The organism is Pseudomonas brassicacearum (assembly GCF_009601685.2).
GTDB classification, from domain to species: Bacteria; Pseudomonadota; Gammaproteobacteria; order Pseudomonadales; family Pseudomonadaceae; genus Aquipseudomonas; species Aquipseudomonas kilonensis_B.
Genome location: NZ_CP045701.2, coordinates 5414242 through 5428611, shown reverse-complemented (window position 1 = coordinate 5428611; position 14370 = coordinate 5414242). Strand labels below are relative to the sequence as shown.

The 14370-nt window shown below is 60.3% G+C and carries 13 protein-coding genes; 10 read left to right on the top strand and 3 right to left on the bottom strand.

Features of this window, described 5'->3' with window-relative positions:
• Positions 1-165 precede the first annotated feature (165 nt).
• The 4 genes from GFU70_RS23420 to ltrA all read left to right on the top strand — a co-directional run bounded on the left by GFU70_RS23420 (position 166) and on the right by ltrA (position 5541).
• Positions 166-645 (top strand): Lrp/AsnC family transcriptional regulator, encoded by a 480-nt coding sequence (locus GFU70_RS23420; protein ID WP_058543626.1) that lies wholly within the window; start codon positions 166-168, stop codon positions 643-645.
• Positions 646-775: 130 nt separating this feature from the next.
• Positions 776-2263: an NAD-dependent succinate-semialdehyde dehydrogenase gene (locus GFU70_RS23415; protein WP_153388878.1), complete on the top strand. Its 1488-nt coding sequence runs from the start codon at positions 776-778 to the stop codon at positions 2261-2263.
• Positions 2260-3645 carry an aspartate aminotransferase family protein gene (locus tag GFU70_RS23410; RefSeq protein WP_058543628.1) on the top strand — a complete coding sequence of 462 codons (1386 nt, stop codon included), beginning with the start codon at positions 2260-2262 and terminating at the stop codon, positions 3643-3645. The genes GFU70_RS23415 and GFU70_RS23410 overlap by 4 nt, the downstream gene beginning before the upstream one ends.
• Positions 3646-4242: 597 nt before the next feature.
• A complete protein-coding gene (ltrA, locus tag GFU70_RS23405) occupies positions 4243-5541 on the top strand; it encodes a group II intron reverse transcriptase/maturase (RefSeq protein ID WP_153387644.1) in 1299 nt (432 codons plus the stop codon).
• An 82-nt stretch (positions 5542-5623) separates the two neighbouring features.
• On the opposite strand, the gene GFU70_RS23400 is transcribed toward ltrA, so the two are convergent.
• The gene (locus GFU70_RS23400) at positions 5624-6061 is read right to left on the bottom strand and encodes a YhcB family protein (protein WP_058543629.1); all 438 of its coding nucleotides are present in this window, start codon (positions 6059-6061) and stop codon (positions 5624-5626) included.
• A 147-nt stretch (positions 6062-6208) separates the two neighbouring features.
• Between GFU70_RS23400 and GFU70_RS23395 the strand changes: the two genes are divergently transcribed.
• The 3 genes from GFU70_RS23395 (at position 6209) to zapE (ending at position 9415) form a co-directional block, all read left to right on the top strand.
• Entirely contained in the window at positions 6209-6838 is a 630-nt protein-coding gene (locus GFU70_RS23395; RefSeq protein WP_058543630.1) for an alpha/beta hydrolase, read from the top strand.
• 24 nt (positions 6839-6862) lie between these two features.
• Positions 6863-8218: a tryptophan--tRNA ligase gene (locus GFU70_RS23390; RefSeq protein ID WP_064106951.1), complete on the top strand. Its 1356-nt coding sequence runs from the start codon at positions 6863-6865 to the stop codon at positions 8216-8218.
• Between the two features lie 102 nt (positions 8219-8320).
• Positions 8321-9415 (top strand): cell division protein ZapE, encoded by a 1095-nt coding sequence (gene zapE / locus GFU70_RS23385; RefSeq protein ID WP_058545581.1) that lies wholly within the window; start codon positions 8321-8323, stop codon positions 9413-9415.
• 170 nt (positions 9416-9585) lie between these two features.
• Here zapE and GFU70_RS23380 read toward each other — a convergent pair whose 3' ends face one another.
• Entirely contained in the window at positions 9586-10482 is an 897-nt protein-coding gene (locus GFU70_RS23380; RefSeq protein ID WP_172681420.1) for a GlxA family transcriptional regulator, read from the bottom strand.
• Positions 10483-10726: 244 nt separating this feature from the next.
• Here GFU70_RS23380 and GFU70_RS23375 point away from each other — a divergent pair, with 244 nt between their 5' ends.
• On the top strand, positions 10727-11863 hold the full coding sequence (locus GFU70_RS23375; RefSeq protein WP_003205367.1) for an acyl-CoA dehydrogenase family protein: 1137 nt from the start codon (positions 10727-10729) through the stop codon (positions 11861-11863).
• A 129-nt stretch (positions 11864-11992) separates the two neighbouring features.
• Here the strand turns inward: GFU70_RS23375 and GFU70_RS23370 are convergent, their stop codons facing one another.
• Positions 11993-13033 (bottom strand): NADP(H)-dependent aldo-keto reductase, encoded by a 1041-nt coding sequence (locus GFU70_RS23370; RefSeq protein WP_058545582.1) that lies wholly within the window; start codon positions 13031-13033, stop codon positions 11993-11995.
• Between the two features lie 245 nt (positions 13034-13278).
• On the opposite strand from GFU70_RS23370, the gene rplM reads away from it, so the two are divergent.
• Together rplM and rpsI are read left to right on the top strand one after the other, a co-directional pair.
• Complete coding sequence (gene rplM / locus GFU70_RS23365; RefSeq protein WP_003205365.1) at positions 13279-13707, top strand: 50S ribosomal protein L13; 429 nt, start codon at positions 13279-13281, stop codon at positions 13705-13707.
• 14 nt (positions 13708-13721) lie between these two features.
• On the top strand, positions 13722-14114 hold the full coding sequence (gene rpsI, locus GFU70_RS23360) for a 30S ribosomal protein S9 (RefSeq protein WP_003205364.1): 393 nt from the start codon (positions 13722-13724) through the stop codon (positions 14112-14114).
• Positions 14115-14370 lie beyond the last annotated feature (256 nt).

The following is a 14370-nucleotide window of genomic DNA, read 5'->3' as shown; positions in this document are numbered from 1 at the left end:
TCAGGGGAAAGATCGCAGCCTCGTTGCACTCGACAGCTCCTACACAGCTCCTACACAGCTCACAGCTCCACACAGCTCCACACAGCTCCTGCAGACCCAGCGGGAGCGAGCTTCCTTGCCACACGGGAGGTGTGATTTTCTGAATTGCCTGGAGAGCCACGGCCCATGCACAAGCTTGATCGCTACGACCTCAAGATCCTGCAGATCCTCGCCGAGGACGGGCGGATTACCAAGTCGAGCCTGGCCGAGGCCATCAACCTGTCGGTGACGCCGGCCTGGGAGCGGGTGCGCAAGCTCGAAGCTGCGGGCCTGATCATCGGCTATCGGGCGCAGATCGATTGGGGCGCGGTGTTCAAGCGTCAGCAGGTGCTGGTGGAAATCACCCTGGCCCGGCACACCGCCCAGGACATGCGCCGTTTCGAGCAACGCATGATCGCCGCGCCAGAAGTGGCGTTCTGTTACGCCACCGGCGGCGGTGTGGATTACCTGGCGATGATCCAGGCGCCAGACGTCGATGCCTATCAGCGTTTCGTCGACCAACTGCTGCTCGAAGACCTCGGCATCGAACGCTACTTCACCTACATCGTCACCAAGACCATCAAGACCAGCGGCGCCTTGCCGGCGGAGTTGTCCGAGCCGTCGTGAGCACCGCAGAAAACTCGGTTTGCCGCCCTCGATTCAGAAAAAAACCAGGGTTTGACCCACGGTAAACCCCCAATTCCCCAAGCGCCGCTGCCCTAGCATGGATTCACGCACACGCTCTGGAGTGAACGTCATGCCTTACCAACATCCGCTGCTGTTCAAAGCGCTTTGCTACATCGACGGCCATTGGGTCCACAGCGACAGCGGCCACAGTGTGGCCGTCCACAACCCTGCCACCCGCACCGTCATCGGCCATGTGCCGATGCTGGATCAGCCGCAGATCGTCGCGGCGGTGGACGCGGCGCATCGCGCATTCCCGGCGTGGCGTGAGCAGAGCCTGGAGACCCGGGGCGCACTGCTACGGCGCTGGGCAGCATTGATCACCGAACATAGCGAAGACCTCGCGCGCATTCTCAGTCTGGAGCAGGGCAAGCCGTTGGCCGAGTCCCGTGGCGAAATCGCTTATGCGGCGAGCTTTATCCCATGGTTCGCCGAAGAGGCCCGGCGCCTGTACGGTCAGAACATCCCCAGCCACATCCCAAATGCACACCTGGGTACGATCAAGGAACCAGTGGGCGTCTGCGCGCTGCTCACGCCATGGAACTTCCCGTCGGCGATGATCACCCGCAAGGCCGCCGCTGCCCTGGCCGCCGGTTGCACGGTGGTGATCAAGCCGGCCCACGAAACGCCTTACTCGGCCTTGGCCCTGGCGCAACTGGCCGAGGAAGCCGGCTTTCCTGCCGGGGTCTTCAATGTGGTCTTGGGTGAGCCGCAAATGGCCATGCAAACCCTGGTCAAGGATCGTCGCGTCCACTCGGTGAGCTTCACCGGCTCGACCCGGGTCGGCAAGCTGGTGTTGCAGGCGGCTGCCCATGACGTGAAGAAAGTCGCGCTGGAACTGGGCGGCAACGCGCCATTTATTGTCTGCGCCGATGCCGACCTGGCCTTGGCGGTGAAAGTCGCCGTGGAGGCGAAGTTCCAGACTTCGGGGCAGGACTGCTGTGCGGCCAACCGAATCATGGTGCAGCGCCCGGTGTACCAGGCGTTCCTCAGTCGTTTCGCCGCCGCGGTGCGCGCCTTGCGCGTCGGGCCGGCCATGGTCGATCAACAGGAGCAGGACGTGGAGGTCGGGCCGTTGATGCATCAGGCGGCATTCGATGCGACCGCCGACCGCGTCGCCGATGCGCTGGCCCTTGGCGCTCAGCGCCTGGTGGGTGGTGAGGCCCATGCCTTGGGCGGATTATTTTATCAGCCCACGGTGCTGGCCGACGTCACGCCGCAGATGCGCATCTACCGTGAAGAAAACTTCGCGCCCATTGCCGGGGTGATGCCGTTCGACACCCTGGACGAGGCCATCGACATGGCCAACGACACCGAATACGGTCTGGCGGCCTATATTTGTTCCAACCGCCTGGACGTCATTTATCCGCTGATCCGCCGTCTCGACCATGCCATGGTCGCGGTCAACGGCGTCAAGTTCACCGGCCACCCGATCCCCTTCGGTGGCATGAAAGCCTCGGGCCTCGGTCGCGAGGGTGGCAGCGAGGGCTTCGAGCCCTTTGTCGAAACCAAATATTTTTGCCTGCACCATCAAGGCCAGTTCCCAGGAGAGCCCGCATGAGCCAAGAACTCAACACGCTGTTCGAACAAGACCGTGCGCATTTCATGCACCCCTCGACCCACGCTCACGACCACGCCAGTGGCGCGCTCAAGGGCCGGATCATCAAGAGTGCGTCAGGCATTCGCATTCGCGACCATGAAGGCCGTGAGTTCATCGATGCCTTTGCCGGCCTCTATTGCGTGAACATTGGTTATGGGCGCACGGAAGTGGCGGACGCCATCTACAAGCAGGCCAAGGAACTGGCCTACTACCACACCTACGTCGGCCACTCGAGCGAGGCGATCATCGAGCTGTCCAGTCGCATCATGGACTGGGCGCCGGAAGGGATGAAGAAGGTCTATTACGGTTTGTCCGGCTCCGATGCCAACGAAACCCAGGTCAAGCTGGTGCGCTACTACAACAACGTACTGGGCCGGCCGCTGAAGAAGAAAATCATTTCACGCGACCGTGGCTACCATGGCTCGGGCATCATGACCGGCAGCCTCACGGGGCTTGCGACCTTCCACCAGCATTTCGACCTGCCGGTGGAGGGGGTCAAGCACACCGTGTGTCCGCACTGGTATCGCAAGGCCCCGGCGGGCATGGACGAGGCGGCCTTCGTGCGCTATTGCGCCGATGAGCTGGAAAAAATGATCCTCGCCGAAGGCCCGGATACCGTGGCGGCGTTCATTGGTGAGCCGCTGATGGGCACCGGGGGCATCATCGTTCCGCCCGCCGGTTATTGGGATGCGATCCAGGCCGTGCTGAAAAAATACGACGTGCTGCTGATTGCCGATGAAGTGGTCTGCGCATTCGGTCGCCTGGGTTCGAAGATGGGCAGCCAGCGCTACGGCATGAAGCCGGACCTGATCACCACCGCCAAAGGCCTGACCAGTGCCTATGCCCCCTTGTCGGCGGTGATTATCGGCGAAAAGGTCTGGAGCGTGATTGAAAAAGCTTCCCAGACCGAAGGGGCCATGGGCCATGGCTGGACCTATTCCGGGCATCCGATTTGCGCGGCGGCGGCACTGGCGAACCTCGACATCCTTGAGCGGGAAAACCTCACGGCCAACGCCGAGGATGTTGGCGGCTACCTGAATCGTCGCCTGCGTGAAACCCTTGAGGGGCATCCACTGGTGGGCGAGGTGCGCGGTGACGGCATGCTGGCAGCGGTGGAATTCATGGCCGACCGTGAACAGCGCACGGCGTTCGACCCGGCACTCAAAGTCGGCCCGAAGGTCTCCGCCGCCTGCCTGGAACGCGGCATGATCGCCCGCGCCATGCCCCATGGCGACATCCTGGGCTTCGCCCCGCCACTGATCCTGACCCGCGAGGATGCGGACCTGATCGTCGACATCACCAAAGGGGCTATCGATCAGGTGGCGGGTGAGGTGTTGGCTTAAGCCCGCTCCCACAGGGGATTTTCTTGAGCCAATAAAAAGCCCGCCCGATCATGTGATCGGGCGGGCTTTTGGTTGGTGCGCCAGGCATGGCGCGTTGCGCGTAAGCGCAACCAGCTTGGCTGTGGTGGCCACGCTGGTGACTTGGAGGTGCAAGTCCTCTACACACCCGGCAAGGGGAAGTGTTAGCCAGAGGCAAGGGTGTCGCGGGTGACTGCGAATCTGAAGGAAGCCCGAGGCAAAATGCTGGCCTGACGAACAGGAAGCGGATAGAGGCGGCGCAGCGGGGTAAGAAGGCCAACATCTTCAAAGCCCAATACTTGCACGGAACGCTGTGACGTAGATCCGACAGGCATAAGCAGGAAGGTCGCGCGAATTACCCTGGGAGATCTGCAGGCTTGCCACTGTGCTACCGAGCGTCGAGAGGCGACGGGATGAGCGTGCAGAAGTCAGCTGAAGCCGTAGTAATCGCCGAAACCGGGGCGATGAAGGGCCGAACAGGTTATGCCGCCAGTAGGCGTCAGAGTCTCGTCGAATGTTGAAGTGTGGAATATTCTCTAAGAGAAGACTGCTACCCCAAGCTCCGGACGGTATCCGAGGGTGACGACTGGCAGGGCACAAACATCGGCGGCGTCTGTGACGTGGACGAACGCGGAGCCGGACACGCTGATGGAGCGGGTGCTTGTGCCCGCCAACCTGCGGCGTGCGTACCAACGCGTGGTCAGCAACAAGGGCGCACCGGGTGCCGATGGCATGACGGTGGAGCAATTGGCGGACTACACGAATCAGTATTGGCCGATCCTCAAGGCTCGGCTGCTGGCCGGCGAGTATCACCCGCAAGGTGTGCGCGCCGTCGAAATCCCCAAACCCAAAGGTGGAACACGGCAGTTGGGCATTCCCAACGTCGTGGATCGTCTGATCCAACAGGCCTTGCTGCAACAGCTCACGCCGATTTTCGACCCTCTGTTCTCGGACTACAGCTACGGCTTTCGCCCGGGTAGAAGCGCTCATCAAGCCATCGAAACAGCCCGCACCCATGTGGCGGCGGGCCACCGCTGGTGCGTGGAGCTCGATCTGGAGAAGTTCTTTGATCGGGTCAACCACGATGTCGAAGACAAGCGGGTGCTCAGGCTGATCCGTTGTTACCTCGAAGCTGGAGTCATGTCGGGTGGGGTCGTCAGCCGCCGGCAGGAGGGGGCGCCGCAAGGCGGCCCGCTCTCGCCGCTGCTGTCGAACATCCTGCTCAACGAACTCGACCGCGAATTGGAACGGCGGGGCCATCGCTTCGTGCGTTATGCCGATGATGCGAACATTTATGTGCGCAGTCGTCGTGCTGGCGAACGGGTGTTGGCCGGGGTTGAGCGCTTCCTGAGCCGGCGACTGAAACTAGCGCTGAATCGGGAAAAGAGCCGTGTGGCGCGGCCCTGGGTCTGTGACTACCTGGGTTATGGGATGAGTTGGCATAAACAGCCGAAGCTGAAAGTGGCGACGCTGAGCCTAGGGCGCTTGCGCGACCGGCTCAGAGCGCTGTTGCGTGGGGCACGTGGTCACAAGATGGCGGATGTCATTGACCGGATAAACCCCGTGCTGCTTGGCTGGGCGGGCTACTTCAAGCGCAGTCAGAACAAGCGAGCCCTTGAGGAACTGGACGGTTGGGTACGACGTAAGCTTCGATGTGTCATCTGGCGCCAATGGAAGCAGCCCTCGACGAGGGCGCGCAACCTGATACGCCTAGGCCTTAGCGAAGCGCGAGCCTGTACATCAGCATTCAACGGGCGAGGCCCATGGTGGAACTCGGGAGCGTCACATATGAATCAGGCGCTACCGAAGAAACTGTGGAATCAGCTCGGATTGCTCTCGATACTGGATACGATAAACCGGCTTAGCCGTGTAACCTGAACCGCCGTATACGGAACCGTACGTACGGTGGTGTGAGAGGACGGCGGCTGTAAGGCCGCCTCCTACTCGATTTGCTTGGCGATTACTTCTTCAAACCGTAATGCTCATCGAGCATGCCGGGCGAATTCGGGGCCTTGGGGGCATAGTCCCGCGGCGGTTCCTGAAGCCCTTTTGGTGGGGTCAGGCGTTCCCGTGGAGTCTGTGCCGCATCGGCTTGCAGGGCGGCCAGCAGGCGCTGGCGAGTCTGCTCGTCCAGGGCCAGGCGATTGGCACCCTCGGACAAATGATCCTGGACGTCCTGGTAGCTCTGGGTGAGTTTTTTCACCAGAGAGGCGGTGCTGTTGAAGTGGGTGACCACTTCATTCTGATAACTGTCGAAACGTTCCTGAATGTCGTCCAGCTGACGTTGGGTGCTGTTGGGCACCGCGTTGGGCAGCAGTCGGGCAAGCAGGAATCCAATGGCGACACCGGCAACCAGGGCAAGAGTCGGCAACAACCAAACTAAGAGCGAGTGTTCCACGAGTCCTTCCTCTATAAACGGCTTTGCTTTACGTTAACGGCTCGGACCTGCGCTGTATACCGCGAAGAACATCGCAATCATGCCAGGCACAGACTTTAGCTAGACGAGTCGACCCAATTCGAGGTCACGGAGTTCTTTCCCTTGCTTATGCGCGAAACCCCTGTAGTCATCGATGGCCCGGTGGGCCAACTGGAAGCCTTGTACCTGGACAACGAGGCCCCCCGTGGCCTGGCGCTGATCTGCCACCCGAACCCGGTGCAGGGCGGGACCATGCTCAACAAAGTCGTCTCGACCTTGCAACGTACTGCCCGTGATGCTGGCCTGGTTACGTTGCGTTTCAATTATCGTGGCGTGGGTGCCAGTGCCGGCAATCATGACATGGGCACCGGCGAAGTGGACGATGCCCAGGCTGTCGCCCAATGGCTGCATGAAAAATACCCGCAATTGCCCCTGACCCTGTTCGGTTTTTCCTTCGGTGGCTTCGTCGCCGCCAGCCTGGGTGGGCGTCTGGAAGCCCAGGGTCAGCCGGTCAAGCATCTGTTCATGGTGGCCCCGGCGGTGATGCGCCTGGACGAGCAATCGCCCTTGCCGACCGGTGGCGAGCTGACTGTGATCCAGCCGGAAACCGACGAAGTAGTCGATCCGCAGCTGGTTTACGAATGGTCTGACACGCTCCAACGCCCCCATGAGCTGCTGAAAGTGGCAGAATGCGGACACTTTTTTCATGGCAAGCTGACTGATCTCAAGGATCTGATCCTGCCTCGCCTCTCGAATTGACAGCAGTCTGACAAGCGATAACCCATGACGACGCGTACCCGTATCCTGACTGGCATCACCACCACCGGCACCCCGCACCTGGGCAACTATGCCGGCGCCATCCGTCCGGCGATCCTCGCCAGCCGCGACAGCAACGCCGATTCGTTCTACTTCCTGGCCGACTACCACGCCCTGATCAAGTGCGATGACCCGCTGCGTATCCAGCGCTCGCGCCTGGAAATCGCCGCCACTTGGCTGGCCGGCGGCCTGGACGTGGACCGCGTGACGTTCTATCGCCAGTCCGATATTCCCGAGATCCCGGAGCTGACCTGGCTGCTGACCTGCGTCGCCGCCAAGGGCCTGCTCAACCGTGCCCACGCCTACAAGGCCTCGGTGGACAAGAACGTCGAGGCCGGTGAAGACCCGGACGCCGGCATCACCATGGGGCTGTACAGCTACCCGGTATTGATGGCCGCCGACATCCTGATGTTCAACGCCCACAAGGTGCCGGTCGGTCGTGACCAGATCCAGCACGTGGAAATGGCCCGCGACATCGGCCAGCGCTTCAACCACCTGTTCGGCCAGGGCAAGGAGTTCTTCACCATGCCCGAGGCGCTGATCGAAGAAAGCGTCGCCACGCTGCCGGGCCTCGACGGCCGCAAGATGTCCAAGAGCTACGACAACACCATCCCGTTGTTCAGCAGCGCCAAGGACATGAAGGATGCGATCTCACGGATCGTCACCGATTCCCGCGCCCCGGGCGAAGCCAAGGATCCGGACAATTCGCACCTGTTCACCCTGTTCCAGGCCTTCGCCACCGCCGAACAGTCCGCGGAGTTTCGCAGCGAACTGCTGCAAGGCCTGGGTTGGGGCGAAGCCAAGAACCGCCTGTTCCAGTTGCTCGACAGCGAGCTAGGTGAAGCGCGTGAGCGTTATCACCAGTTCATCGAGCGTCCATCGGACCTTGAAGACATCCTGCAACTGGGCGCGAAAAAAGCCCGGGCCGTGGCAACGCCGTTCCTCAACGAACTGCGCGAGGCCGTTGGCCTGCGTTCGTTTGTCAGCCAGGTCCAGGTAGCCGCCAGCACCAAGAAGAAAGCCGCCAAGGCTGCCCGCTTCGTCAGCTTCCGCGAAGACGACGGCAGTTTCCGCTTCCGACTGCTGGCCGCCGACGGCGAGCAACTGTTGCTGTCGCGCAACTTTGCCGACGGCAAGGCTGCCGGTCAGGTGACCAAACAACTGCAAGCCGGCCAGCCGCTGGATGTACGAAGCGACGACCTGGGTTTCAGCGTCTGGCTCGACGGCGAGTGCGTGGCGAACAGTCCAGCCTTCGCCGACAGCACCGCCCGGGATGCCGCCGTCGATGCGTTGCGCGTTGCCCTGACGCCTGCCCAGGACTGATCCCGGCGCGTCACCCGACCATCGGCCCGAATACGGGCCGATTGCCATTCCTCTGGGCCGTCGCTACAGTGACGGCCCGTTTTTGTTGCCTTGCTAACGAATATGACGCCCCTAGAACGATATCAAGCTGATCTGAAACGCCCGGAGTTCTTCCACGACGCAGCCCAGGAAACGGCGGTGCGGCACTTGCAGCGCCTGTACGATGACCTGGTCGCGGCGTCGAACAACAAGCCCGGCCTGTTGGGCAAACTGTTCGGCAAAAAAGACCAGGCTCCGGTCAGGGGCCTGTATTTCTGGGGCGGCGTGGGCCGTGGCAAGACCTACCTGGTGGATACCTTCTTCGAAGCGTTGCCGTTCAAGGAGAAGACACGAACGCACTTCCACCGCTTCATGAAGCGCGTGCACGAGGAAATGAAGACCCTGGGCGGCGAGAAGAACCCGCTGACCATCATCGCCAAGCGTTTTTCCGACGAAACACGGGTGATCTGCTTCGATGAGTTTTTCGTTTCCGACATCACCGACGCCATGATCCTGGGCACCTTGATGGAAGAGCTGTTCAAGAACGGCGTGACCCTGGTCGCCACCTCGAACATCGTGCCGGACGGCCTGTACAAGGACGGCCTGCAGCGGGCGCGTTTCCTGCCGGCCATCGCGCTGATCAAGGAACACACTGAAATCGTCAACGTCGACAGCGGCGTCGACTACCGCCTGCGTCACCTCGAACAAGCGGAGCTGTTCCACTTTCCGTTGGATGCCGCTGCCGAGGAGAGCCTGCGCAAGAGCTTCCGCGCCCTGACGCCGGAATGCACCCAGGCCGTGGAAAATGATGTATTGGTCATCGAAAATCGCGAAATCCGCGCCGTGCGTACTTGCGATGACGTGGCCTGGTTCGACTTCCGCGAACTGTGCGACGGCCCACGCAGCCAGAACGACTACATCGAACTGGGCAAGATCTTCCACGCCGTGCTGCTCAGCGGTGTCGAGCAGATGAGCGTCACCACCGACGACATCGCCCGTCGCTTCATCAACATGGTCGACGAGTTCTACGACCGTAACGTGAAGCTGATCATCTCGGCTGAAGTCGAACTCAAGGACCTCTACACCGGCGGTCGCCTGACCTTCGAATTCCAGCGGACCTTGAGTCGCTTGCTGGAGATGCAGTCCCACGAATTCCTGGCACGGGCGCATAAGCCGTAGGGAAATTCGGAACACCAAAAAAGGCCTGCGATTGCAGGCCTTTTTTTGTGCGAAATTTAGCAGCCCACTGCACAACCCTGTGGGAGCGGGCATGTTCAGCATCGATGCAAGTTGGCCCACCGCTTTCGCGAGCAAGCCCGCTCCCACACTGGATTGCATTCAGCTCCGGTTCACGCCGCCTGTTGAAACTGCTGCCGATACTGGTTCGGCGACAGGTCGGTATGTTGGCGGAACAGCCGGGCGAAAAAGCTCGCATCGTCGTAGCCGACTTCATAGCTGATGGTCTTGATGCTCTTGCGGCTGCCGGAGAGCAGGCCCTTGGCGGTTTCGATCCGCAGCCGTTGCAGGTAATGCAGCGGCTTGTCACCCGTGGCGGTCTGGAAGCGGCGCATGAAATTACGGATGCTCATGCCGTGTTCACGGGCGACGTCTTCGAAGCGGAATTTGTCGGCGAAGTGCTCTTCGAGCCATTGCTGGATCTGCAGGATGATCACGTCCTGGTGCAATTTCTGCCCGCCGAAGCCGATCCGTCCTGGCGAATAGCTGCGTTGCACCTCATACAGGATGTCCCGCGCCACGGCCTGGGCGACGTTGGCGCCACAGAAGCGTTCGATGAGATAAATGTAGAGGTCGCAGGCTGAGGTCGTGCCGCCGGCGCAGAACAGGTTGTCGGCGTCGGTCAGGTGCTTGTCCTGGTTCAGGTATACCTGGGGAAAGCGCTCCTTGAAGGCATTGAAGAAGCGCCAGTAGGTGGTGGCTTCCTTGCCGTCGAGCAACCCGGCCTCGGCCAGCCAGAACACCCCGGTGGCCTCGCCGCAGAGCACTGCGCCGCGCGCGTGTTGTTCGCGCAGCCAGGGCAGGACCTGGGGATAACGTTGGCAGAGGGTGGCGAAATCATCCCAGAAGGCTGGCAGGATGATGACGTCGGTGTTTTCCAGGCCGCCGTCCACCGGCATGATCACATCGCTGAAGCTGTTCACCGGCTTGCCATCGGGGCTGACCAGCCGGGTTTCAAACGCCGGCGTCAGGCCGTGGCCCAGTTGTTTGCCATAGCGCAGGCTGGCCAGGTGGAAAAAATCCTTGGCTTGCATGAGGGTGGAGGCGAAGACCCGGTCGACTGCCAGGATGCTGACGCGCCGCAAGGGCGTGGAGGCGTGCATAGACATAATTCATCTTTATTTTTATAGGGGAAAGTGGTCAACAGACGGCTGGATCGTCTTATTTTTTGTCGGATGTGTCCAGTGTCCTGTCGTACCTCGCAGGCTTAGGCTCTGTCGGATAACCACACCCAACAATAACCAAAGGTGCCCCATGATCCCAAGAACACTGTTCAGTCCCGAGCACGAATTGTTTCGCGACAGCGTACGAACCTTCCTCGAAAAAGAAGCCGTGCCGTACCACAGCCAATGGGAAAAACAGGGGCATGTCGATCGCCAGCTCTGGAATAAAGCAGGGGAGGCGGGCATGTTGTGCTCGCACCTTCCAGAGGCCTATGGGGGGCTGGATGCCGATTTTCTCTACAGCACGGTGGTGATCGAGGAGATCGGGCGCCTCGGGCTGACGGGGATCGGTTTTTCGCTGCATTCCGACATCGTCGCACCGTACATCCTGCATTACGGCAGCGAAGCGCTGAAACACAAGTACCTGCCGAAGCTGGTGTCTGGTGAAATGGTCACGGCCATCGCCATGACCGAGCCGGGCGCCGGTTCCGATCTTCAAGGGGTGAAGACCACGGCGGTGCTGGACGGTGATGAATATGTCATCAACGGCTCGAAGACCTTCATCACCAATGGTTTCCTGGCAGACCTGGTGATCGTGGTCGCCAAGACCGATCCGAAGGCCGGCGCCAAGGGCACCAGCCTGTTCCTGGTGGAGGCGGGTACGCCGGGCTTTGAAAAGGGCAAGCGCCTGGAAAAAGTCGGCATGAAGGCCCAGGACACGTCGGAACTGTTCTTCCAGGACGTCCGCGTGCCGAAGGAGAACCTGCTGGGACAGGCCGGAATGGGCTTCGCCTACTTGATGCAGGAACTCCCCCAGGAGCGCCTGACTGTCGCCATCGGCGGCCTGGCTTCGGCCGAAGCGGCGCTGCAATGGACGCTGGACTACACGCGCGAGCGCAAGGCGTTCGGCAAATCCATCGCGGACTTCCAGAACACCCGTTTCAAGCTCGCGGAAATGGCCACCGAAATCCAGATCGGCCGGGTCTTCGTCGACCGCTGCCTGGAATTGCACCTGCAAGGCAAGCTGGACGTGCCAACGGCGGCGATGGCCAAGTACTGGGGCACCGACCTGCAATGCAAGGTGCTCGACGAATGCGTGCAGTTGCATGGCGGCTACGGCTTCATGTGGGAATACCCGATTGCCCGGGCGTGGGCGGATGCGCGAGTGCAGCGGATCTATGCCGGGACCAATGAGATCATGAAGGAGATCATTGCGCGGTCGCTTTGAATTCGCTGTGAGCTTGAGGCCACTATCGCGAGCAAGCTCGCTCCCACATGGGATTCGTGTCTGATCGCTATTTCGTGATCGACATCGAACCCATGTGGGAGCGAGCTTGCTCGCGATGAGGCCTATGGATCAAGGCGCCGGGTTCGGTTGATCCTTGTGAATCGCCTCGATCCCCGCCAGCACTTCATCCGACAGTTTCAGGTCGAAGCTGGCGATGTTGCTGTCCAGTTGCTCCAGCGTGGTGGCGCCAATGATGTTGCTGGTCACGAACGGCTGCCGAGTGACGAACGCCAGGGCCATCTGCGCCGGGTCCAGGCCATGTTCGCGGGCCAGGGCCACATAACGGCTGCAGGCCGCTTCCGATTGTGGGTTGAAGTAGCGCATGAAGCGGCTGTACAGCGTCAGGCGACCCTTGGCTGGCCGTGCGCCGTTTTCGTATTTGCCCGACAGGAAGCCAAATGCCAGTGGCGAGTAAGCCAGCAGTCCGCATTGTTCGCGAATGGCGATTTCCGACAGGCCGATCTCGAAGCTGCGGTTGAGCAGGTTGTACGGGTTCTGGATCGACACCGCCCGAGGCCAGCCACGGGCTTCGGCCAGGGCGAGGAATTTCATGGTGCCCCACGGCGTTTCGTTGGACAGGCCGATATGGCGGATCTTGCCGGCGCGGACCTGCTCGTCCAGGGCTTCGAGGGTCTCCTCCAGCGGGGTAAACGTTTCGTCGGCCTTGTGCTGGTAGCCCAGTTGACCAAAGAAGTTGGTGCTGCGCTCCGGCCAATGCAGCTGGTAAAGATCGATCCAGTCGGTCTGCAGGCGCTTGAGGCTGGCGTCCACGGCTTCGACGATGTGGCGGCGGTTGTGTTTGAGGTTCTTGTCGCGGATGTAGTCGATGGTATTGCCGGGACCGGCTATCTTGCTCGCCAGGATCCAGTCGGCACGGTCGCCGCGGCTCTTGAAGTAATTGCCGATGTAGCGTTCGGTGGTGGCGTAGGTTTCGGCCTTCGGTGGCACCGGGTACATCTCGGCGGTGTCGATGAAATTGATGCCGGCACCCTTGGCGCGCTCGATCTGGGCGAAGGCCTCGGCCTCGCTGTTCTGCTCACCCCAGGTCATGGTTCCGAGGCACAGGGCACTCACGTTCAGGTCGGTACGGCCTAGCGGGCGATAGTCCATCGGGAACTCCTTGGGCAAAACAATCATAAAAGCAGGTTGAAATATTTTTCGCAATCTGCATAATTGCGCACCTCTTTCTGCAGTGGAAGTGATGCGCCGCCGCCGAAGAATCTTGCCGTTGAACGGACGCGCCGACCCGAGCCCCCGAAAGCGTCTGTATCCGGCTGCCTTTGACTTGTCAAAGTACGCACTATTCAGTAAGATCCGCCGTCTAATTTACAGGGCGGCCCCTGAGGCTATAAAGAATGAAAACTTTTACTGCTAAACCGGAAACAGTAAAGCGCGACTGGTTTGTCGTCGACGCTGCTGGTCAGACCCTGGGTCGTCTGGCCACCGAAATCGCGAGCCGTCTGCGTGGCAAGCACAAGCCTGAGTACACCCCTCACGTTGACACCGGTGACTACATCGTCGTGATCAACGCTGAGCAAGTACGTGTTACTGGCGCTAAAACCACTGACAAAATGTACTACTCCCACTCCGGTTTTCCTGGCGGCATCAAGTCGATCAACTTCGAAAAGCTGATCGCCAAAGCCCCTGAGCGCGTGATCGAGACCGCGGTTAAAGGCATGCTGCCTAAGAACCCACTGGGTCGCGACATGTATCGTAAGCTGAAGGTTTATGCGGGCGCTGCTCACCCTCATACTGCTCAGCAGCCCCAAGAACTGAAGTTTTAACGGAATAGTTCATTATGTCGGCGACTCAAAATTACGGCACTGGCCGTCGCAAGACTGCAACCGCACGCGTTTTCCTGCGTCCGGGCACTGGTAACATCTCCATCAACAACCGCTCCCTGGATAACTTCTTCGGCCGCGAAACTGCCCGCATGGTAGTTCGTCAGCCGCTGGAACTGACCGAGACCGTCGAAAAATTCGACATCTACGTCACTGTTATCGGTGGTGGTGTAAGTGGTCAAGCTGGCGCAATCCGCCACGGCATCACTCGCGCCCTGATGGATTACGACGAGACTCTGCGTGGTGCTCTGCGCAAAGCCGGCTTCGTAACTCGCGATGCTCGCGAAGTTGAACGTAAGAAAGTCGGTCTGCGTAAAGCGCGTAAGCGTCCGCAGTACTCGAAGCGTTAATTTCGCTTCCGCTTTCAAAAGGCGCCCAGTTCCTCACGGAGCTGGGCGTTTTTTTATGGGCAAAAGAATTGCTCTGTGACAACTTGCCACATTCGTAGAGGCCCTATACTACAAGGCTTGGCGGTTTGGCCGCATGGTAATTACCTTGTCAGAATTGGGGCTTTTCATTACCATTCGGCAAAATTTTTATAAGTTCAGATTTTTACTTAGTAGACGCCTGATCTAACAGGCCACAAAGCTGATGGGAGAGGACTGA

Coding starts and splice junctions, on each gene's coding strand:
- GFU70_RS23370 (WP_058545582.1), bottom strand. CDS start 13,033: ATGGACTATCGCCCGCTAGGCCGTACCGACCTGAACGTGAGTGCCCTG.
- GFU70_RS23415 (WP_153388878.1), top strand. CDS start 776: ATGCCTTACCAACATCCGCTGCTGTTCAAAGCGCTTTGCTACATCGAC.
- zapE (WP_058545581.1), top strand. CDS start 8,321: ATGACGCCCCTAGAACGATATCAAGCTGATCTGAAACGCCCGGAGTTC.
- GFU70_RS23420 (WP_058543626.1), top strand. CDS start 166: ATGCACAAGCTTGATCGCTACGACCTCAAGATCCTGCAGATCCTCGCC.
- GFU70_RS23395 (WP_058543630.1), top strand. CDS start 6,209: ATGCGCGAAACCCCTGTAGTCATCGATGGCCCGGTGGGCCAACTGGAA.
- GFU70_RS23410 (WP_058543628.1), top strand. CDS start 2,260: ATGAGCCAAGAACTCAACACGCTGTTCGAACAAGACCGTGCGCATTTC.
- GFU70_RS23390 (WP_064106951.1), top strand. CDS start 6,863: ATGACGACGCGTACCCGTATCCTGACTGGCATCACCACCACCGGCACC.
- rplM (WP_003205365.1), top strand. CDS start 13,279: ATGAAAACTTTTACTGCTAAACCGGAAACAGTAAAGCGCGACTGGTTT.
- rpsI (WP_003205364.1), top strand. CDS start 13,722: ATGTCGGCGACTCAAAATTACGGCACTGGCCGTCGCAAGACTGCAACC.
- GFU70_RS23375 (WP_003205367.1), top strand. CDS start 10,727: ATGATCCCAAGAACACTGTTCAGTCCCGAGCACGAATTGTTTCGCGAC.